Origin of the sequence: Microtetraspora fusca (assembly GCF_001570365.1) — a bacterium.
Lineage (GTDB): Bacteria > Actinomycetota > Actinomycetes > Streptosporangiales > Streptosporangiaceae > Microtetraspora > Microtetraspora fusca.
In genome coordinates this window covers 110,832-130,801 of sequence record NZ_BBYK01000062.1, presented here as the reverse complement: position 1 = coordinate 130,801, position 19,970 = coordinate 110,832, and the positions used below count along the sequence as shown (strand labels likewise).

General features: G+C 69.4%; 22 protein-coding genes and 2 pseudogenes. 14 read left to right on the top strand and 10 right to left on the bottom strand.

All coding sequences use genetic code 11. The features are described 5' to 3' along the window. Positions 1-103: 103 nt before the first annotated feature. Positions 104-913 (bottom strand): hypothetical protein, encoded by an 810-nt coding sequence (locus AWQ68_RS42890; protein ID WP_157545875.1) that lies wholly within the window; start codon positions 911-913, stop codon positions 104-106. Between the two features lie 976 nt (positions 914-1,889). Here AWQ68_RS42890 and AWQ68_RS42885 point away from each other — a divergent pair. The 3 genes and pseudogenes from AWQ68_RS42885 to AWQ68_RS46260 form a co-directional block, all read left to right on the top strand. Further along, positions 1,890-2,024: pseudogene (locus tag AWQ68_RS42885) on the top strand (IS256 family transposase); the annotation flags it as partial. Positions 2,025-2,058: 34 nt separating this feature from the next. Further along, positions 2,059-2,460, top strand: coding sequence for an NUDIX hydrolase (locus tag AWQ68_RS29635; protein WP_066946441.1), 402 nt, complete (start codon positions 2,059-2,061; stop codon positions 2,458-2,460). Between the two features lie 94 nt (positions 2,461-2,554). Continuing rightward, positions 2,555-3,046, top strand: coding sequence for a S26 family signal peptidase (locus AWQ68_RS46260; RefSeq protein ID WP_218007091.1), 492 nt, complete (start codon positions 2,555-2,557; stop codon positions 3,044-3,046). On the opposite strand, the gene AWQ68_RS29630 is transcribed toward AWQ68_RS46260, so the two are convergent. Genes AWQ68_RS29630 through AWQ68_RS43755 form a run of 4 tightly spaced genes read right to left on the bottom strand, consistent with a single transcriptional unit; the run spans position 2,947 to position 6,160 of the window. Continuing rightward, the gene (locus tag AWQ68_RS29630; RefSeq protein ID WP_066946439.1) at positions 2,947-4,878 is read right to left on the bottom strand and encodes an ABC transporter ATP-binding protein; all 1,932 of its coding nucleotides are present in this window, start codon (positions 4,876-4,878) and stop codon (positions 2,947-2,949) included. The genes AWQ68_RS46260 and AWQ68_RS29630 overlap by 100 nt on opposite strands. Beyond that, the gene (locus tag AWQ68_RS29625) at positions 4,875-5,405 is read right to left on the bottom strand and encodes a TlpA family protein disulfide reductase (protein WP_066946436.1); all 531 of its coding nucleotides are present in this window, start codon (positions 5,403-5,405) and stop codon (positions 4,875-4,877) included. Before AWQ68_RS29625 ends, AWQ68_RS29630 begins: the two co-directional genes overlap by 4 nt. Positions 5,406-5,415: 10 nt before the next feature. Continuing rightward, positions 5,416-5,976 (bottom strand): MauE/DoxX family redox-associated membrane protein, encoded by a 561-nt coding sequence (locus tag AWQ68_RS29620; RefSeq protein ID WP_084464531.1) that lies wholly within the window; start codon positions 5,974-5,976, stop codon positions 5,416-5,418. A gap of 16 nt (positions 5,977-5,992) precedes the next feature. After that, a complete protein-coding gene (locus tag AWQ68_RS43755; protein ID WP_169809010.1) occupies positions 5,993-6,160 on the bottom strand; it encodes a hypothetical protein in 168 nt (55 codons plus the stop codon). Positions 6,161-7,360: 1,200 nt separating this feature from the next. On the opposite strand from AWQ68_RS43755, the gene AWQ68_RS29615 reads away from it, so the two are divergent. Then, complete coding sequence (locus AWQ68_RS29615) at positions 7,361-7,966, top strand: cadmium resistance transporter (protein WP_174554163.1); 606 nt, start codon at positions 7,361-7,363, stop codon at positions 7,964-7,966. Between the two features lie 347 nt (positions 7,967-8,313). Continuing rightward, a complete protein-coding gene (locus tag AWQ68_RS29610; protein ID WP_245656194.1) occupies positions 8,314-8,898 on the top strand; it encodes a nitroreductase family protein in 585 nt (194 codons plus the stop codon). Between the two features lie 29 nt (positions 8,899-8,927). Here the strand turns inward: AWQ68_RS29610 and AWQ68_RS46385 are convergent. Beyond that, positions 8,928-9,196 (bottom strand): annotated as a pseudogene (locus AWQ68_RS46385) (transposase); the annotation flags it as partial. Between the two features lie 116 nt (positions 9,197-9,312). On the opposite strand from AWQ68_RS46385, the gene AWQ68_RS29605 reads away from it, so the two are divergent. Continuing rightward, positions 9,313-9,708 (top strand): ACT domain-containing protein, encoded by a 396-nt coding sequence (locus tag AWQ68_RS29605; RefSeq protein WP_066946434.1) that lies wholly within the window; start codon positions 9,313-9,315, stop codon positions 9,706-9,708. A gap of 36 nt (positions 9,709-9,744) precedes the next feature. Here AWQ68_RS29605 and AWQ68_RS29600 read toward each other — a convergent pair whose 3' ends face one another. The 3 genes from AWQ68_RS29600 to AWQ68_RS29590 all read right to left on the bottom strand — a co-directional run bounded on the left by AWQ68_RS29600 (position 9,745) and on the right by AWQ68_RS29590 (position 11,786). After that, positions 9,745-10,797: an alpha/beta hydrolase family protein gene (locus AWQ68_RS29600; protein WP_066946432.1), complete on the bottom strand. Its 1,053-nt coding sequence runs from the start codon at positions 10,795-10,797 to the stop codon at positions 9,745-9,747. A 56-nt stretch (positions 10,798-10,853) separates the two neighbouring features. Further along, entirely contained in the window at positions 10,854-11,210 is a 357-nt protein-coding gene (locus AWQ68_RS29595) for a hypothetical protein (protein ID WP_066946429.1), read from the bottom strand. A gap of 78 nt (positions 11,211-11,288) precedes the next feature. After that, the gene (locus AWQ68_RS29590) at positions 11,289-11,786 is read right to left on the bottom strand and encodes a TetR/AcrR family transcriptional regulator (RefSeq protein ID WP_066946426.1); all 498 of its coding nucleotides are present in this window, start codon (positions 11,784-11,786) and stop codon (positions 11,289-11,291) included. A 381-nt stretch (positions 11,787-12,167) separates the two neighbouring features. On the opposite strand from AWQ68_RS29590, the gene AWQ68_RS29585 reads away from it, so the two are divergent. The 6 genes from AWQ68_RS29585 to AWQ68_RS29560 all read left to right on the top strand — a co-directional run bounded on the left by AWQ68_RS29585 (position 12,168) and on the right by AWQ68_RS29560 (position 16,994). Next, positions 12,168-12,908, top strand: coding sequence for a DJ-1/PfpI family protein (locus AWQ68_RS29585; RefSeq protein ID WP_066946423.1), 741 nt, complete (start codon positions 12,168-12,170; stop codon positions 12,906-12,908). Between the two features lie 51 nt (positions 12,909-12,959). After that, complete coding sequence (locus AWQ68_RS29580) at positions 12,960-13,265, top strand: hypothetical protein (protein WP_066946420.1); 306 nt, start codon at positions 12,960-12,962, stop codon at positions 13,263-13,265. A gap of 16 nt (positions 13,266-13,281) precedes the next feature. After that, positions 13,282-13,758, top strand: coding sequence for a hypothetical protein (locus tag AWQ68_RS29575; RefSeq protein ID WP_066946417.1), 477 nt, complete (start codon positions 13,282-13,284; stop codon positions 13,756-13,758). Between the two features lie 5 nt (positions 13,759-13,763). Then, positions 13,764-14,021 carry a DUF3817 domain-containing protein gene (locus AWQ68_RS29570; protein ID WP_066946414.1) on the top strand — a complete coding sequence of 86 codons (258 nt, stop codon included), beginning with the start codon at positions 13,764-13,766 and terminating at the stop codon, positions 14,019-14,021. A gap of 188 nt (positions 14,022-14,209) precedes the next feature. Continuing rightward, complete coding sequence (locus tag AWQ68_RS29565; protein ID WP_084464530.1) at positions 14,210-15,445, top strand: alpha-amylase family glycosyl hydrolase; 1,236 nt, start codon at positions 14,210-14,212, stop codon at positions 15,443-15,445. A gap of 352 nt (positions 15,446-15,797) precedes the next feature. After that, entirely contained in the window at positions 15,798-16,994 is a 1,197-nt protein-coding gene (locus AWQ68_RS29560) for a VanZ family protein (RefSeq protein WP_066946412.1), read from the top strand. 17 nt (positions 16,995-17,011) lie between these two features. Here AWQ68_RS29560 and AWQ68_RS42880 read toward each other — a convergent pair whose 3' ends face one another. Beyond that, on the bottom strand, positions 17,012-17,875 hold the full coding sequence (locus AWQ68_RS42880) for a LysR family transcriptional regulator (RefSeq protein WP_066946409.1): 864 nt from the start codon (positions 17,873-17,875) through the stop codon (positions 17,012-17,014). Positions 17,876-17,956: 81 nt separating this feature from the next. Between AWQ68_RS42880 and AWQ68_RS29550 the strand changes: the two genes are divergently transcribed. Both AWQ68_RS29550 and AWQ68_RS29545 read left to right on the top strand, forming a co-directional pair. Then, positions 17,957-19,171, top strand: coding sequence for an MFS transporter (locus AWQ68_RS29550; protein WP_169809009.1), 1,215 nt, complete (start codon positions 17,957-17,959; stop codon positions 19,169-19,171). Next, positions 19,162-19,950, top strand: coding sequence for an alpha/beta fold hydrolase (locus tag AWQ68_RS29545; protein WP_066946406.1), 789 nt, complete (start codon positions 19,162-19,164; stop codon positions 19,948-19,950). The genes AWQ68_RS29550 and AWQ68_RS29545 overlap by 10 nt, the downstream gene beginning before the upstream one ends. Positions 19,951-19,970 lie beyond the last annotated feature (20 nt).

The following is a 19,970-nucleotide window of genomic DNA, read 5'->3' as shown; positions in this document are numbered from 1 at the left end:
CGGCCAAGCCATGCCACCGGCAGGAGATTTCAGGCCCCGGGGTGATCAACTTTCGACACAAAAGGCCGTGAGGTCATTGGCGGCGCGGGGGGCAAGATAGTGGTCACATGGGTTCGTAGCGGGTTTCGCCGAGGCGGTGTATGACGCGGACACTCCTTCCACCAATGGCGTGTTCGGCCTCCTCGTCCATATAGCGATTCTCGCTCTTAGGTGCCCAGCAGACCGGCAATCGGTAATTGTCGCGGTCCTCTGGGTTCACGTAATCCACGCCAACCGTTCCGACGGAGTCACCCTGCTTTTCGCAGATCGAATAGCTCGCTTTATTCCAGCCTGTGGCATGCGTACAGGGTGTAGGGCCGTCGGTGCTTGATTCATCACGGCCAGAACAATCTCTGAGGTGATCACTCCAAATGGAGTCGCATGTCGCAATCTGCAGGAAGATGCCAGTTTCGAGGTCATGCAAGCAGTTGACTCTCATGTTCAACCCAAATGCGCACTCATTGGGGGAGGGCCCTTCAATGACGCAAGTAAGATACTTGTCGAGAAGGTCAGAGCAGCTCACCCTCAGCGCATGACACACACCGACGACCTCGATATACTCTGAGCAAAACGTTTCATCGCCTCGCGTGTCGTCGCGACAGTCATAGTAGGCGTCTCGCGCCTTCGCGCAGTCGAAATTGCTGTCCGGATCGAAGTTACCTTCCGGGCAGCGCAGGAACTCTCTCTCGCCTGCGGCGCACACGTCATCAGACCGCTTCGGAGTTCCGGTCCGGCATGACACATAAGATTCGAACGACGAGGCGCAGTCCTGTCCGCTGTTAAAGATGGATAGATCTCCGAAACGGCATTCAATTCGGACGATCAGCGCTTGCTGGCACAGCATGGCCGAATTTTTCGCCGGATGCCGCTTCATGCACGCCTTATATCCGGGAGCTTTCGAACGACAATCCAAACCCCTCGGCCCCCGACCCTTCGGGCAAAGATCGTCGGCCGCGAGATGCGAATCGTCGGCGGTCGTAAAACGCCACGTTGGCTGAGGCCATGGGAGCTTCGAAGTGGTTGCGGTTGTGGAACAACCAGTCAAGATGGCAATGGCCGTGACCGCGGCCAGCACGCCCCAGATCCACCGGCTCGCTGCGGCCATGCACCCTCGCATTCAATCGCATGTCCGGCATCGGCATGTAGACATGGGCAGAATGGGCTTGCTATGCCGAATCCCCTATGTGTATCACGACGGCTCAGTTACGGCACCTCGCGTGAACATGCGGCCCGAGGGCCGGAGAATCACGGCAGGCGAGCTCGGTCGCTGACATGAGGACATGGCCCTACCGGCCGGAACGACCTCGACATTCCCTGGCGGAGCGGTAACCGCAACGTCCCCGCACTGGGACTCACCTCGGCCACCGACCACCACCCTCTGAGCACGCACCCGGCACCCGACCGGGGGATCGGCCAGCCTGAACAGCGGAAGGTCGGCAGTTCGACCCTGCCCCTGACCACACTTCTCCGAACAGCAAGAACGCCCCGAGTCGATCGATCATTGCTCGGGCTTTTTGATCTCTAGTGACAGCAACGAGCCGCACGCTGCGGAGCAACTACCAGTCGGCCTGTCCAGTTCTCGCAGGAGACGGGGATGCCCTCGTCGGCGTTGCTGAGAAGCTCGGTCAGCTTCTTCCGTGCCCTTTCCTGAGTCCGCGCCGAACCCTGCACACGTCTCACGGTGCCGCCCGTCGTCGGCACGAAGGCGGCGTAGCCGTACCGGCCGTCTTCGCGCGGCCAGATGCTTCTTGTCCCGTTCGAACGCTTGCGGACGCGCTGCCTGCTCTGCCGCTTCGGTTCCCCGTCAGGAGCGCCGAGACTGTAAGAACAGCTTGGACAGAGCCCACCACTCCTTCAAGCTGATCGAATCCGCGCAAGCCCGCTGGCGCGCGGTCAACGCACCTCACTTGGTCGCCCTCGTCCGCGCCGGCGCGGTCTTCACCAACGGCAAACTCCTCGAACGCCCCGACGACCTGGCCGCCTGACCCATCCCTCTGCACCCGACAACAGGAGCACACGATGAACAGCACCATCGACAAGATCGCTTGGATCCACCTGGACAACGGCAAGATCCTCAGCACCCGGTCACGAGGCAAGAACGCCTACTACATCCCCGGCGGCAAACGCGAACCCGGCGAAACCGACCTCGACACCCTCATCCGCGAGATCGACGAGGAACTCTCCATCGCCATCATCCCCGCAACCGCCACCCACGTGGGCACTTACCAGGCCCAAGCACACGGCCACGCCGAGGGCGTCACCGTGCAGATGACCTGCTACACCGCCGACCATCACGGAGTACCGACGCCCAGCAGCGAGATCGAAGAAATCACCTGGCTGAGCTACGCCGACCGCGACCGCGTGTCCCCAGTCGACCAGATCATCTTCGATCACCTACACCAGACCGGACAGCTTCACTGACTCAGCACACCCAAACCGATCCACAGGTATTGACTATTGCTGCGCCGGTAAGCGGATCACGGTAGCGCCCAGACATGACGGCTAGGGTTGGTCCGTGTGGTATGTCGTGATCTTGTTTGCGACGATCGTTGGCACTCTCGCCATCGCCCGGCGCCGGTTGGTGATCGTCCAGGTGACAGGGCCGAGCATGCTACCGGCGTACCGTTCTGGAGATCGTGTGCTCATCCGCCGCCTGGTCGGCTCGAAACTCAGGCGGGGTCAGGTGGTGGTCTTCGAATCGGCGCTGGGAGGCCAATGGCGCACTGGTCCGCTGTCCGCCCCGAAGGATTCGAAGTGGCTCATAAAGCGTGTGGCCGCACTGCCCGGTGATCCGGTGCCGCCGACGGTCACGCACGCGGTGAACGCCCCCGAGGGGGCGCTGGTCCCCAAAGGGCGGCTGGTCGTCATCGGCGACGGTCCGATGAGCGCGGACTCGCGTAACTGGGGCTATCTTCCGGCAGACCGGGTATTGGGTGTGGTCGTGCGCAGGCTTTCCCCGGCACAGCCTTCCGGGGGCGCGGCAGAGGGCTCCGACGTGAGCTCGTAGCCGCTGGCCTGCAGGCCGAACAGCCGCGCGTACTTCTGTCCCAGCGCCATGAGCTCGCTGTGGGAACCGCGTTCGGAGATCTTCCCCTCGCTCAGCACGACGATGAGGTCCGCGTCCCGCAGGGCTCCCAGCCGGTGTGAGATCAGGACGCTGGTACGGCCCGCCCGATGCCGGCGCAGTCCCAGGTGGACGGCGTGCTCGGCCTCCGCGTCCAGGCCGGAGCTCGGCTCGTCGAGGATGAGCAGATCCCGGTGGTGGCGCATCAGGGCGCGGGCCAGCGCCAGCCGCTGCCACTGCCCGCCCGACAGTGTCACTCCCGCCTGCGGCTCGTCACTGTCGCCGAAGAAGATCCGGCTGAGCAGCGTGTCGTAGCCCCTGGGCAGCGTGTCGAGTGTGTCGTGGATCCCGGCGCGCCGGGCGGCGGCCCGGATGGGCTCCGGATCGGCGCCCGCGGCCAGGTCGCCCAGCATGATGTTCTCGGTGGCGGTGAGGTCGTACGACATGTAGTCCTGGAACACCGCGCCGACCCGTGCGCGCAGGTCGTCCGGGTGCACCTCACGCAGGTCCACGCCGTCCCAGTGGATGGAGCCGCGGACCGGGTCGTACAGCCGGCACAGCAGTTTGACCAGGGTGCTCTTGCCCGCCCCGTTCAGGCCGACCAGGGCGACGGCTTGGCCGTGCGGGATGAAGAGGTCCACACCGCGCAGCACCCAGGGGTGCTCGTCGTCGTAGCGGAACCACACGTCACGCAGCTCGATGCCCGTTCGCAGCGGGGGCAGTGCGGTGGGCTCCGCGGTCACCGGGAGACCGGGCTCGGCCTGGACGACGCCGATGTAGTGCCCAAACATCAGCAGGGCGTTGTGCTCGCTCGCCCACTGGCTGACGATCGAGGTCAGGGCCGTCTGCACCCCGGCGACGGCGGCGACGAACACCGAGACGTCCCCCACGCTCAGACCTCCCGCCGTCGCGGCCAGCACGGCCCAGAACAGGCCGCCGGCCGCAACGGCGGCACCCAGCAGGGACAGCAGCCCCTGGCTGCGCAGTGTCCGCCGGTCCAGATCCCGCTCGGCCTCGTTGACGGTCCCGAGTTCCGTGAGCATCCGGGTGCGCAGGAAGTCGCCCAGTCCGAACAGCCGCACCTCCTTGGCCGCGTCGGGGCTCGTGAGAAGGGCGCCGTAGAAGATCTGGCGGCGCGTGTTGGAGCTGATGCCCCACATCGTGCGGGCCCTGCGGCGGCTCAGCGCGAGCTGTACCCGGGCCGACGGCAGCGCGGCGGCGATGACGAGGACGACCATGACCGGACTGAGCACGGTCAGCGTGACGACGAACCCGAGCAGCGTCAGGATGCCCTGGCAGATCACCAGGGACGAGCCGACGATCTGCTGCGGAGCGTTCTGGCCGGCCTCATGGGCCAGCCGCAGTTCGTCGTGGAAGGAGGGGTTCTCGAAGCGGCTGAGCCCGGGGTCGGCGTTGACGGCCTGGAACAGCCGGTCGTAGATCAGCCTCTGCAGCCCCCGATGCAGCTGTCCCTTGAGGTAATCGGAAACATGCGGCAGGACGACCAGGGCCAGGCCCGCCACTCCGAGGGCCGCCGCAAGCGGGAGTAGGTCGCCCTGGCCCCCGCCACCCGCCAGCCTGTCGAGAACCAGCTTGGTCAGCCATGCGGTCGCCACCGGTGCCACTCCCATGAGCAGCACTATTGCCAGCGAACCCATCACGGCGGCCGACTGCGCCCGCCAGGCCAGCTCGACCGCCACCCGTCCGCGACGAAACAGGGAGCCCACCCCGGAGTCCCTCCCCGCGGGGTCTTCGGGACCCTTGAGGTCCCTCACGTGAGCGCCGCCAGCGGCAGCTCATCCGGGGTGAGCGCCGCGGCGGTGATCACCGCTCGGCCATCGACGAGATAGAAAGCCGGGAAGAACGACACCTGGAACGCCTTGCCCAGCGGTCCGTTCGGCGGCTCGACGACCATGGTCGCCACCGGGGTCAGGGCGGCGGCGAACGCACCGGCGTCCCCTTGATCATCCACGACCACCGCAAGCGCGCGTCCGGGCCCCAGAGACTCCGCCCGGGTGGTGAACTCGGGCAATCGCTCGTGACAGGCCGTGCAGGTGGTGGAGAACATTCCCACCAGGGTCGGTCCGGTGAAGAAGTCCCGCGACACCGTCGTGCCATCGGACGCGGCGGAGGTGAACTCGGGCAGGGCGGTGCCGGACGCCACAAGGGGCGGTCTCGCCGGCCGGTCGGCGGCGAGCCGGGCCGAATGCTCGCGGAGGCGGCGGATGACCGCCAGAGTCAACAGCAGGTTCACGGCGCACAAGGCTCCGACGAGGACTACGGCGACAACGAGGTACGACATCGGAATCCCTTCACAGGCCGGCACGCCCGGAGGTCGGCGGCGGCCCGGCGAACAGGTCGGCCAGATCGTCGAAGAAGACGATGGCCAGAGCGAGCACACCGGCGCAGGCCATCCCGATGGCGACGCCCGCGGGATGTGCCTCACCCGGCCCGGTGAGTAGCTGGGCCGTACCCCCCGCCGCCGTCACGGTGAGCAGGACCGCGTTGCGGACCAGGTGCCTGCCGCTCAACGGGGTCGCCGTGGCGCCGAAGCAGCGGCAGGGCGTCCGTGCGCCGGAGCGTACGGCCCGCGCGATTCCCGCGCAGAACGCCAGCAGCACGGCGCCGGCCAGCACGAAACCGACCGGCGCCGTCCACTGGACCGCCAGCAGCACGATGATGGATACCTCGGAGAGGACCACTGCGGCGCTCAACAGGGTCGCGTCGCCCGCCGGAAGCGCCACCATGTCAAGCACGGAGGCGCGGAAGGCATGGAAGGCGTCCCTGCCGCGGACCTTACTGAGCACTGCCACCAGGAAGACCGCAGCCAGTGCGCATCGGCAGGCCAACGCCACGTACTGCATGACGATCATTCGGCGAGGATCTCGATCAGCGCCAGGGGGTGCAGCCCGTGATACCGCCGGCGATGCAGCACGTCCTGCGCATGACGTATCCGACGAACTTCGTCTCGTCCCAGCATGTGTCCGCGGCGGCGGAGGTCGTGGGCAGCAGCTTGTCGAGTAGCCGGTCACCCAGCTTGCCAAGAGAACGGATCATGAAATCTCCTCTGTCGAGCCCCGTACAAGGTCATTGACACCGAACGGGCATCGAGCACTGAGCACCTCGTCCGTGCGCCGTCGTTGCGTCGCCGGAGTCGGTGATCATTGCTTGCTGGCGCCTGCAACCTATGCCGGGCCAAGATCAGAGAATAATGAGGAAAGTCATCATATCAAATGATTCCGTTTTGATGATTTTTGCTGTTGACATAATCTTCTAACTGGTATATGGGCCTGAAGTTTGGGCGTTGTGGCGGCCTGAGGGCCGGCCCGGTCCCGGCAGTTGGCGGGCCGATTTGCCATCTGCGCCATAAGCACAAGAAGGGCTGCTGGATACACCTGAGCATCAGTTTTGAAGTCGTGTGGAAGCCGATTGGCCGTCCCTGATGAGCTTCGGCAATTATATCGGTAAGGTGCGCGATTCTGCCCTTTTATCGCGAATGGAGTGTATCGGCGCTCCGTTCCTGAGGGCAGTTGTATCGGCCGATCGGGTTCAGGGCGACGCCGGGTCTTTTGAGTCGCGGACCGGGAGCTTCCAGCGAGACGAGGCGGCATTACTTCGCGCTCTTGATTGATCGAGATGAGCCGTGCCGCCCAGCACGCCATGACGCAGACTTGGCCGCCCCTGCGTCAGGAGACGGAGCGGCGAAGTGCCCCACGCCGAGGGATCCCAACCCGAATATCCAAGCTTACCGGTGCCGGTACGGAGCCCTCCAAGGCCGAGGCACGTTTCCGTTTCGGCGGTTTCGCTGACGGAGCTTCGCGCACCGCCACGGCTGAATCAGCTGGTGGTCTCAGTTCTCGATCTCTACACCCGGCCGTATCTGCGAACTCGCAAACCGGGAGGAATCCCTAACTTGCCGGGGCCCTGGGGGCAGGCCCGGCCGGTAGGTTATGACCATGGCCCGCCGGATCGACTTAGTGCGGAGTGGATGTTGGTTCGGGCTTGCGGGAACGGTGCCTTCCCGAAAGGATCGGCGGGACCTTGGCGCCTGGCGAGCTCACGTTCCCGCACGGCCCTGATTGCCCTGTCGCACGAGAGCTGGCGTGCGTCTCACCGAAGTCGGCGTCATCTGTGGATCCGTCACGACACGAGTGAGTTCGAGTTCCTCCCGGTTCAGGCCGACCTTGCCGGAATATGTAATCACCCTTAGATCCAGATTGAACCCGGTGGCGGCCCGGATGGATAGATATGCCGAGCATGGACGGAATCGTAGGCACCGTCGCGACGGCGGCCGGGATGTGGGCCGGCACTAACGTGGACGATCTCATCGTGCTCACGGTGCTGTTCCTGTCCCTGCGAGCCGCCGGCGCCCCCAAGGCGTGGCAGATCTGGGTCGGGCAATACTGCGGGGTCGCGATACTGGTGGCCCTGTCCATGATCGCGGCGCTCGGCCTGGCGGTCATCGCCGACGGCTGGGTCGGTCTGCTCGGCCTGGTCCCCTTCGCCCTGGGACTCCGCGGCCTCATCGCGACGATCCGCGCCCGCAACGGCGGTGAGCACGCATCGATGGCCGTTTCGGGCGGCGTGCTCTCGGTGGCGAGCGTGACGATCGCCAACGGCGGCGACAACATCTCCGTCTACACACCGGTGTTCCACACCATCGGTACGGGCGCCAGCGTGGTGACGATCATCGCGTTCTTCGTCGCGCTGGCCTTGTGGTGCCTGGCCGGGGCGTGGCTCAGCTCCCACAAGAAGGTCGTCGAGGTCATCGAACGCTACGGGCACTGGATCGTTCCAGTCGTCTACGTGGTGATCGGAACGCTCGTCCTCAGAAGGTCCGGAGTCATCGGCAAGATCTTCTGACTCGTACGATACGAGCTCGACCGTTGGTGGGCGCGTTCCCATGCCATGGCGTGCCCGAGCTCATCCGCACTGTCGCGCCCACCTGGAATTACGGGTGGGATCCCGTGGTCAAGTGGATCCTCAATGAGCTCCTGACCATCAATGGTCCTTGACTTGGACGCACCAAGGGCGGACCCTCCAGGCTGCAACCGCCAGCATGGCCGGAACCGTGAAGAACTGGCCGATGTCCAGGCCCGCGATGGCCGCTGCTGGTTGGCTCGGCTGGTCCGCTGGACGGCTCGGTCGTGTGTGTTGGGCTACTGCCGGACCCGCTGACAGGCGGCACCCTCGGCACGTGCGGAATACGCTTGATCCCGACGAGGTTGGGGCGCTTCGTGATGACTTCTCCTGGCCTGACGTCATTCGCCGCGCGTCGTTTCAGCCCGCTCCAATTCGACCCGGGGCACGTCGCTTCGGACGACGAGGTCGATGTGCTCCTGGACGCAGCGGGCCGCGCACCCTCAGCGGGCAACTCCCAACCGTGGGCGTTCATTGTGGGCAAGCGCGGCGACGGCGTCCACGCCAAACTCGTTCAGCACTTGTCCCGGAGTTCAGCCGCCTGGGCGCCGGGCGCAAGCCTGATCGTGGTGAATCTGAGCCAGAGGTTCGTCGAGGACACCGAGATGGACTATTCGGAGTTCGCCCACTACGACCTTGGCCAAGCGGTGGCGCACCTGACTTTCCAGGCTCACGCCATGGGAATGTCGGTCCACCAGTTCCGCGCGTTCGATCGAGACGCAGTGGCGCGAGAGTTCAGTGTGCCCGATCACTGGGAGGTCACCACCATGGCTGCGATTGGCGTGCCGACCACCGAGGCGCGGTCGATGACCGGGGCGGGGACAAGCCGTGAGCGCAGGTCTCGGACACAGATAACCTGGGCCCGCGGTTCCTAGTACGCCAGTGACACATTGGATCATGGCTGTCCTGCGATCGCCGGCACGTACCCGGCCTGCCGCTCTTCCGGCAGCGCACGCAGGCCCGGTCCTGGCCGTAGACCTCGTCACCGGTCACCCAGGGCGCGTCGATCCCGGCGTCCAACGCGACGGCGATCATGTGCGCGGCCAGGGCGGGTTTGGTGGCGAACGCGATCTCGCCCGAGGGTACGCCGGCGGATCGGCTGCGGGGCTGGTCGGTCAGTCAGGAGTGCTCGGGCAGGTAAAGACGGCGATCGATCAATGCCCACCCGCAAGGTGGACCCGGGTACACCGAGGTCGGCGTCTGGGGCGTCCGGACCATTCACGACGGTCGTTGTGCACAGGCTCCCGGTCGCGACCACGACGCGGCCGCGCTTCTGGTACATACGTTCTATGAACTCACCCGCTGCTCAGCGCCTGGGCGTCGTGCCGTCCGTATTCGCCGTCGAGCACCTGCCGCACGCGACGTTCCCCGAGGACGACGAGTGGATCGCGCTGGTTCGCGCCCCTGAGGGCCTCACCGTCGTCCGTGAGACCTGGCCGACGGGGTCCGGCGATCGGTGGATCGGCCTGTACGGCGGGACGACCGCGCACAGCCTGGACGTGCCCGGCATGCTGGCGGCGATCGTGGGGCCGCTGGCCGAGGCGGCGATCCCGGTCTTCGTCGCCTCGACGTTCCACGCCGATCTGGTGCTCGTGCCCGAGCCGAGGGTCAAGGAGGCCGTCGCCGTCCTCGAGGACGCGGGGCATCGGGTGGACACCACGCACCTGCGATCGGCCGACATCTAGCCGGAGGCGACGGCCCCGACAGTGGCAACGGCTGCGCTACCGGCCGTGTCGCCAGGGGGAGGTGAACCCGCGCAGGGCGGCGAGAGCGTTCGCGGCGAGGACGTCGGGATGGGCGGCGTCGCGCAGGTTGTGGTCGATGCCCTGGAGCACGACGCGTCCGGGGCCGGTGGTGTGGGCCCGCCGCAGGGCCTCGGTCAGCGCGTCCGTGGTGGCGCAGGGCACCTGCGGGTCATTGGTTCCGCAGGTCAGCAGGACGCGGGTGCCGGGGTGGAGGCGGCGTGCGACGTCCGGGGGATAGATGGCGTCGTCGGTGTCGAGGAAGCGCCGGTTGACCCCCTGGAACGACTGGAAGAGCTGGGCGACGGGCGCGGGCAGGTCGGTGGTGTCGACCGGGCGGTGGGCGCGCAGGTCGCCGATCGCGCGGTCGACGGCCGCGTCGATGACGCGTCGCTGCTCGGGAGTGAACTGCCCGGCCTCGGTCGCCTTGGCGATCTGGTCGTGCAGTTGCAGGGCGACCAGGTCCAGCAGGCGGAGCGCCTGGGGCTGCAGGAGCGCCAGGCCCGCCGGGCGCGGCCGCACCTCGTCGGCGATCATCAGTGCGGTCATCGCCCCTTCGCTGTGCCCGATCACGGACACGGCCCGCCGGTCGGTCTCGGGCTGCCGGAGCAGCAGGGTGTAAGCGGCCGTCGCCTGGCGCACGAAGGCCGGGTAGTCGATGTCCTCAGGGTGGCCCGCGTAGGCGCCCAGGCCGGTCCTGCCGCTGCCGTACTTGTCGAAACGCAACGTGATGATCTTGTCTTCACTCAGCGCGGACGCGACCTTCGCCAGGGTGCCCGGCGTCAGCACCGGAGGCTGGTCGCCGTTGCGGTCGGTCGGCCCGCTGCCGGGCAGCAGCAGTGCGCCGGGCAACCGCTGGCCGCTGCGGTGCGCGGGCACGTGCAGGGTGCCGTAGGTCCGGGTGCCTTCGACGGTGAACACCACCTCGCGGTCCTCGGCCGGGACCTGGCGCGGCGCGGCGTGCGCGGGGGAGGCGGCGATCGTCGTGGCCGCGGTCAGGAGCATGGTGAGCGCGATTCGGCGCAGGGGCATGGGGATTCGTTCCTTGGGGGTAGGTCCGGGTGGGGTGGGTGGTCGGGCCGGTGCGATCAGGCGCGGAAGACGGCGCCTTCGATGAGCGCGACGGTGGCGCGAGGGTCGTCGACCTGTACGACGAGGCGGGCGTAGCGCTCGTCGGCGAGTTCGATGACGACGGCCTTGGCGGGGTTCTGCACGTCCCAGAAGACCCGCTCGCCGTCGAGGTGGAAGGAGCCGGCGGTGATCACGCCGGGCACGTGCGTCCCCGGGGCGCGGACGCCCTTGGACTCCATGATCACGCCTGGGTCGTGGGTGGCGCCGCGCACGTTGGACAGCGGAATGGTCAGACGGCTCTTCAGCGCCCAGAGCTTGTCCAGCCCCTCGATGACGACGACCAGCGTGTCGCCGTCGATCTGCACTCGTGCCATGTCGTGCTCCTTATACAGAAGGGTCAGGATTGTGGGAGGAATCGCGGGGGAAAGGCGCCGCGCCAGAGCGGCGCCCGCCTACTCGGGCCCGGCGCCGGACGACGTCGTCCTCGCGCGCAGCCGGAGTCCGAGCAGCGCCGAGGTGAGGGTGCCCGCCGGCCCCGGCGCGGGGGCGCCGTCGTCGGCGGCGAGCGCCTCGTCCAGGGCGTCGAGGACCGCGGTGACCTCGGCGGCGACCTCCGGGTCCGCCGGTGCGCGTTCGACCGCCGCCATCAGGAGCAGGTCCAGGGCCGAACCGTCCCCGTGGACGGCGAGGGCCCGGTGTGCCGCTTCGGCGAAGTCGCGGGCCTCGCCGATCGCGGCGATCAGCGGACGTGCCTGGTTCTCCACGTGCCAGCGCAGGGCGGCCATGTACAGGCCGCGCTTGCTGCCGAACGTCTTGTACAGGCTGTTGCGGTGGACGCCAAGGTGGGCGACCAGGTCGTCGATGGAGACGCCGTCGTACGCCCGGTGCGCGAACAGCGCCGCCGCCGCTCGCACCACCTCGGTCTCGTCAAACCCTCTCGGTCGGCCCATGTGATGACCATAGAGCGTTTAGGAACAATCAGTCAAGAACGATCATTCCTAAACGCCGGACGGCGGAGCCGTGGTCGCGCCGGACGGTGTGTCTGGACCAGGTCCGGTACGGCACCCGCGAACCGAGGATCCGCCCATAGAGCGACTCCTCCAGGCGGGACTCGCGACCTGCCGCAACACGCGGTGGCATGGCCTTTCCTGCCACTTCTCTTCGCGCAGCTCAGCCGTACGCGCGGAAGCGCGGGCAGTGTCGGGACCCGTTGGCGAGAATCCGTTGACTGTTGGCATTCCTGCCGCTGGCGACGCGCGGGGGCCGCTGGCTACCGTCGACGGCGCCTCCCACAAAAGGACCCGCCAGATCCGCATGGAACGGAATCCCGAATGCACGCCCAAGTCATCCTTTTCGACGGATTCGATCCGCTCGACGTCATCGCCCCGTTCGAGGTCCTCCACGCGGGCGGCACCGCGTCAGGCGGCGCGTTGACCGTCGAACTCGTCTCCGCGGAAGGCCCTCGCGAGGTGCCCAGTGGCACGGGTGGCCTCACGCTCACGGCGACCACCCGGCTCGATCCCGCGAGCGCCGACCTCGTCCTCGTCCCCGGCGCGGCCGGGCGCGTCACCGAGACCGGCGATCCGGAAGACGACGAGACCGGCGGCACGGACGGCGGCCCGGAAGACGACGAGACCGGCGGCGTGGACGGCGGCGCCCCCCGGGCGAACGGGGACGAGAGCATCCCGGTTCTGCTCGGTCGCACCCTGCGGACCGACCTGCCCCGTCTGCTCAAGGACGCCGTCGAACGACCCGGTGTGACCGTGGCGACCGTCTGCGGCGGCTCCCTGATCCTGGCGATGGCCGGGCTGATCGAGGGCAGGCACGCCACCACCCACCACCTGGGGATGGACCTGCTCGACGCCACCGGCGCCGTCGGCGTGCGGGCGCGCGTCGTGGACGACGGCGACCTGGTGACCGCCGCGGGCGTCACCTCCGGCCTGGACCTCGGCCTCTACCTGCTCGAACGCGAGCTCGGTCCGCGGATCGCGCACGCCGTGGAGACGCTGTTCGCCTACGAGCGCCGCGGCGTCGTCTGGCGTGCGTACGGACCGGCCCCCGCCGCGCTCTGACGCCCGACCCCCTCCACCCGAATCCGAACCCGAACGAAGTCAGGAATCCGCATGTCCGTCGAAGGAACCTGGGATCTCACCGTCCGCACGCCGATCGGCACGATGGACGCCGTCCTGGACCTGCGCGTCCAGGACGGCGGAACCCTGTACGGCACGGCCACGGGGGCCGGAGAGGCCGTGGAACTCCGGGAGGTGGCCCTCGACGGCGACCGCCTCACCTGGGTGCAGTCCACCACCAGGCCCCCGCGCCTGAACCTCGCCTTCGACGTGACCGTCCACGGCGACAGCATGGCCGGCACGTCGAAAGCCGGTCGCCTGCCGTCCTCGAAGGTCACCGGCCGCCGCCGGTCTGCCTGACGCCCGGAGCCCCCACGTGACGAAACTCTTCCTCTCCGTCCATGTGCTGGCCGCGATCCTCGCGGTCGGGCCGGTCGCCGTCGCCGCCAGCATGTTCCCCCCGGCCCTGCGCCGCGCGCAGGCCGATCGGGACGACGTCGCCGCCCTCGCGACGCTGCGCACCCTGCACCGGATCTGCCGCGTCTACGCCGCGATCGGCGTTGTCGTCCCCGTCTTCGGGTTCGCGACCGCGAGCAGCCTGCACGTTCTCGGCGACGCCTGGCTGATCACCTCGATCGTGCTCACCGCGGCGGCCGCCGCCGTCCTCGCCCTGCTCGTCCTGCCCAGCCAGCAGGCCGCGCTCGACGGCGTCTCCGCGCCGGCCACCGGCGACGTGGCGGTCGGCCGGCGCGTAGGGAGCCGGCTGGCCATGTGCACCGGCGTCTTCAACCTTCTCTGGGCCGTCGTCACCGTACTGATGATCATCCGGCCCGGATCGACCACGGGAGTCTGACCTCCATGCCGTCACGCCTTCTCCGCATCGCCGCCGCGGCCGAGGTGGTCACCTTGGTTCTCATGCTGGCCAACCTCTTCACCGTGCACGTTCCGGAGATCTCGTCGCTGCTCGGCCCCGCCCACGGCTGCGCGTACCTGTTCGTCGTCGTCGGCACGCTGCGCCATCCGGGCGCGGACGGGCGGGCGAAACTCCTCGCCCTCCTCCCGGGCGTCGGCGGACTCCTCGCCGAGCGCCGGATCGCCTACCGGCACGCCCACTGACCCCGCGGTCGCGTCAGGTCCAGCGGAACGGCTTCGCCGCGAGACCGCCGACCGGCACGGTCGTCAACGTCAGAGCCGCCGGTTGCGTGCCGGAGGCGCCCGCACCGTTCGGCACCCGCTGAGCGCGTCGAGCCCCACCCCGTACGGCACGTACGCGCGGTGGCGAGATCGCGCTAGACGCCGACGGAATGCCGGCGGAGGCCGGAGGGGCAGGCGGCGGTGGAGGCGCGGATGACCAGCTCGGGGTCGAAGATCTGCTCACCGCCCCGCTGCTGGGCGGCGACGCCGCGTACCGGAGGCTCGTCGACGAGGCGCACCGCCGGGGCCTCCGGATCCTCGGCGACCTCACGACCAACCACTGCGGCTCCACCCACCCGTGGTTCACGGCCGCGGTGCGGGACAAGGACGCCGCGGAGCGGGAGATGTTCCACTTCGGCGACGACGCCCTCGGCTACGAGGCGTGGATGGGCGTGCCCTCCCTGCCGAAGCTGAACTGGGCCGGCGAGCGCCTCGGCCGTCTGATGGCCGACGACGCCGACTCCGTCGTCCGCAGGTGGCTGCGCTTCGGGCTGGACGGGTGGCGGATCGACGTCGCCGACATGACCGGCCGCCTGCGCGAGACCGACCTCACCCGGGAGGTCGCGGCGCGTGTCAGGCGCGTGGCGGCGGAGGAGAACCCGGACGCGCTGCTCGTCGCCGAGCACGCCCACGACGCGTCCGGCGACCTCGACGGCGACGGCTGGCACGGCACGATGAACTACGCCGGCTTCACCCGGCCGGTGTGGTCCTGGCTGCGCGGTCCGGAGGTGCGCCTGCCCTTCCTCGGCGTGCCGGCGTCCGTCCCGCGCCTCGGGGGGGACCAGGTCGTACGGACGATGCGCGCCTTCGCCGCCCGGACGTCCTGGCGCTCCCTCGTCCACTCGTGGTCGATCGTGAGCTCGCACGACACGGCGCGGATCCGCACGGTCTGCGGGGGAGACGAGGCGCTCGTGGAGATCGCCGCCGGGCTGATGTTCACCCTGCCCGGCGCCCCGATGGTCCTCGCCGGGGACGAGATCGGGCTGGAGGGCGCCTGGGGTGAGGACGGCCGCCGCACCATGCCCTGGGACCGTACGGACACGTGGCGGACCGGCACGCTGGACGCCTATCGCCGCCTCGCGGCGCTGCGCCGGGATGAACCGGCCCTGCGGCAGGGCGGGCTGCGCTGGCTGCACGCCTCCGCCGACGCGCTCGCCTTCGTGCGCGAACGCGCGGGGGAGCGGCTGCTCGTGCTCGCCGCCCGCGCGGCCCACGAGCCGGTACGGCTGCCGCTCGGCGCCGCCGGGACGCCGCTGTACGGAGGCGGCGATCTCGTCCCCGGCGCGGACGGAACGGTGGTCCTGCCCGCCGACGGCCCCGCCTTCCACGTCTGGCGGCTCGGCTAGAACGTCAGGGTCGCCCCGCGGCGTCCGCGGGGCGACCCCTCAGGAGCGTGCCGCGCCGGTCCGGCTCGGAACGCCGCGCCGCGAACAATCGCCGGTGAGGGCGTGAGGGCGTGAGGGCGTGAGGGCGTGAGGGCGTGAGGGCGTGAGGGCGTGAGGGCGTGAGGGCGTGAGGGCGTGAGGGCGTGAGGGCGTGAGGGCGTGAGGGCGTGAGGGCGTGAGGGCGTGAGGGCGTGAGGGCGCCGGGGTCACCGCCCTGGGCCGCCTGTCAGGGGTGACCGTCGAAGAGTGAACTTCGCATTCTTCGCATTCGGGTTTGGATGGGGAGCTTCCCCCTCGATAGGGTCGCCCTCCCGTGGACGTCTACCTGACCCAGGGCAGAACAGCCCTCTTTCTCGCACCGTTGGCCATCGCCCTCCTCACCCTGCCCTTCGTCTCGCGGCAATACCGGAGGTTCGGCCAGATAGGCGGCTGGTCAGGTGTCGTCGCCATGCTGGTTGTGCTGTACGGCTGCGGCGTCGTGGCGTTCACCCTGTTCCCCCTTCCGAAGATCACGCCGGGCTTCTGCGCGGCCAGGGTGGTGCTCGCCTCTCCGAAGCTCCAGCTCTTCGGGAGTTTCGCCGACATCGCCCGGGAGAACGTCGGCACCGGGCTGTTTGCCGCGCTCGTCAGCCGGGCCTCCCTGCAAGTCATATTCAATGTCCTGCTGTTCGTTCCGCTGGGGTTCCTGCTGCGCTACCGCCACCGGCTCGGTCTCGCGCGGACCACGCTCGCCGGCTTCGCCGGTTCGCTGGCGGTGGAGCTCACCCAGCTCACCGGGCTCTGGGGACTGTATCCGTGCCCCTATCGGCTGTTCGACATCGACGACCTGTGGATCAACACCCTGGGCGCCGTCTGCGGCTGGCTGGCGGCGGGACCCCTCGCCCGGCTGCTCCCCTCCGCCTGGCCCGCACCGCGTACGGACCTGGCTCCGCCGAGCCGGGGACGTCAGACGCTCGGCCTGCTCTTGGACGGCATCGTGTGGTTCTTCGCCGCCCCGATCATCGGGCTCGTCGTGGTCCACGCGTACGGCCTCGCCGCCGGCGCGCCCCTCCCCGAGGGGTCCGCACTGCGCGACTGGCTGCCGGGGCTGTGCTACGTGCTCGTCGGGCTGGCCCTTTTCGTGGCCGTGCCGGCCATCCGGCGGGACGGCGCCACGCCGGGCCTGGCGGCCGTGCACCTCGCGGTGGCAGGCGGCACTTCAGTCGGCACTTCAGTTGGCACCGTCAGCAGCGAACCCGCTCTCGGCGCGGCCCTCGTGCACGCGGGCTACGCGTCGCGGCTCCGCAGGACGGTCCGTACCGCCGCGCCGTACCTGGCTCTTGTCGCCGTCGCGGCGTTCGGCCAGGCGTCGTCGTCCCTGACCGTGCTACCCCTGTTCGCTTTTCTTGTGCTGATCCTTCTGGGGCAGCGGGGCGTGCTGGACCGGTGGACCGGGACGTCGATCGTCACCCGCGCGTCCCTCCAGCGGATGATCGAGCAGCCAAGAGAGGCGACGCCGCGTCTCCGATGACGGGCGATCGGCCCGGGTCAGCTTGCGACGTGCTCGACGAAACGGGCGGTCGCCGGGGTGGGGTCCGTGTGCGGGTCCCAGGCGAGGCCGATGGGCCGGTGCTGCGCCGGAGCCAGGGGACGGTACACCGGGTCGTCGTGCTCCGGCGTCTCGGGCCGGGGCAGGACGCCCACCCCGAGCCCGGCGCCGATGAGGCCGCGAACGGTGGCGATCTCCTCGCTCTCGAAGGCGATCACCGGCTCGAAGCCGGCCGCCTGGCAGAGCCCGTCGATGACCCGGCGCAGGTCCGTGGTCGGCGCGAAGGCGATGAACGGCTCGTCGCGCAGGTGTCGCAGCGTCAGGTCCGGTACGCCGGCCAGCGGATGGTCGACCGGCAGCGCCAGGCAGAGCTGCTGCTCCCGCAGGCGGAACCAGCGCGCCCCGCTCCCGTCCGGGGGCGGGGTGACCAGCGCGGCGTCGATGTCGCCCTCGCGCAGCCACCCGTAGATCTCGCGGGCGAAGCCCTGGCGCAGTTCGAAACGGATGCCGGGGGTGACGGCGCGATAGTCGCGCAACACCTCCGGCACCAGCCACCGTCCGACGGAGTGGAGGAAGCCCAGCCTGATCAGGCCGGTGTCGGGGTTGGCGAGCGCGTCGATCCGCCGTCGCGCCTGGTCCAGCTCGCCCAGCGCCCGTGCGGCGTGGTCGCGGAACAGCGCGCCGAAGCGGCTGACCGCGAGCCGGCGTCCGTGCCGATGGAAGAGCCGGACGCCGAGATCCGCCTCCAGTCGGGCCAGCGCCCGCGACAGCGTCGACTGGTTGATCCTCTCGACCGCCGCGGTGTCCCGCATGTTCTCCGTCTCACACAGGGACAGGAACCAGCGCATTGTCTGCACGTCCACGCTGCGATGATGCGGAATCTGCATCAGCTTCGTCAAACCCTGCATTTTGCGCATCACCCGGCCTCGGGGAGCATCCCGTTCATGGCCTCGTCCCTCGGCTCGGAGGAGAGCGCCGCCCGTCGCATCAGGTACGGCCTGATGCTGGGCGGGCTGGCGAACTTCCTGGCCCTCTACTACGTCCAACCGCTGCTTCCCGACATCGCCCAGCACTTCAGGGTGTCGGCCTCGGAGTCGACGGCGGTGCTGTCGGTCACGACGATCACGATGGCCGTGGCGCTGCTGGTCGTCGGCCCGCTCTCGGACGTCACGGGCCGTGTGACGATCATGCGGCTGTCGCTGGGGGCCTCGGCCGTCCTCGGGATCGCAGCGGCCCTCGCACCCTCGTGGGAGAGCCTTCTCACGCTCCGGGCGCTCCAGGGCGTCGCGCTGGCGGGCCTGCCCGCCGTGGCCCTGGCGTACGTACGGGAGGAGACGCCCGCCGGCGCGCACCTGCGCGCCAACGCGACGTACATCACGGGCACCGCCCTCGGCGGGGCGGCCGGGCGGCTGCTGCCCGGTCCCTTCCACGCCTGGTGGGGCTGGACGGGCGCCGGCGCGGCGATCGGCGTCATCACCCTGCTCTGCACGATCGGCCTGTGGGTCACGGTGCCGCCGTCCCGGCGGTTCCGCAGGGCGACGCCGCGGATGCGCAGCCTGTTCGCCAACACCGGCCGCACCCTGCGCGATCCCGCGCTGGTCATGCTGTGCCTGGTCGGCGCGGCCACCATGGGCGTCTTCGTCGGGCTGTGCAACGCGCTGACCTTCCGCCTGGAAGCGGCGCCGTACCTGCTGGGCGGCGCGGCCACGCTGGCCTTCCTGGCCTACCCGGTCGGCATCCCCGCGCCGCTCGCCGCCGGGCGTCTGGCGGCGCGGCGGGGACGCGGCCTCGCCGCGCTGCTCGGCATCGCCCTGCTCCTGCTCGGCGTCCTGCTCACCCTCCTCACCCCGCTCCCCGCCGTGGTGTCCGGACTCGCCCTGCTGACCTTCGCCTTCCTCGGCACGCATTCCCTGGTCAGTGGCTGGGTCTCCGACCGGGCCCAGCGGATCGGCGTGGGCGCCGCCCAGGCGGCCGGGCTCTACCTGCTCGCCTACTACGCGGGCAGCTCGGTCTTCGGCGCACTGGCCGCGCGCCGGTGGCAGACCGACGGCTGGACGAGCGTCATCTCCGGCTGCGTCGCCCTTACCCTCGGAGCCGGGCTCCTCGTCATCCTGGCCCGCCGCTTCGACACGACCCCAAGGACCGCCCCGTGCCAGTAGTCACCGCCCCCGACGGCGTCGCCCTGTCGTACCAGGTCGCCGGCCGCGGCCACCCGCTCGTCCTGCTGGCCGGGCAGGCCAACAACCACCATTGGTGGGACGGCGTCCGGCCGGACTTCGCCCGCCAGTACTTCACCGTCACCCTCGACTGGCGCGGCACCGGCGCCAGCGACAAGCCGGACGAGCCGTACGGCACCCGCGGCTTCGCGGCGGACGTCGTCGCCGTGCTCGACGACCTGGGGATCGAACGGGCCCACGTCTACGGCACCTCCATGGGCGGGCGGGTCGCCCAATGGGTCGCGGCCGACCATCCGGAGCGGGTCGTCGCGCTCGTCCTCGGCTGCACCTCCCCCGGAGGGCGGTACGGCGTCGAGCGTGACGACGCCGTCAGGAAGTCGCTGGGCCAGCCCGACCGGCGGGCGGCCGAACGGGCTCTGCTGGAGCTGATGTACACGCCGCGCTGGCTGGCCGATCATCCCGGACCGCACCGCACCACGGGCGATCCCGGCATGCCTCCCCACGCTCGGCGGCGCCATCTGCGCGCCAGCGCCGACCACGACGCCTGGGACGCTCTGCCCGGCATCACCGCGCCGACGCTGGTCATCCACGGGACGGACGACCTGCTCACCCCCGCGGCCAACGCGCCGCTGCTCGCCGGCCGCATCCCGAAGGCGGCGACGGCCCTCATCGAGGGGGCCAGGCACGCCTACTTCGAGGAGTTCCGCGAGGTCGCCGGTGAGATCGTCCTGGACTTCCTGGCCGACAACGCGGAGCGGTAGATCGGACTCTTGCGGCGGGG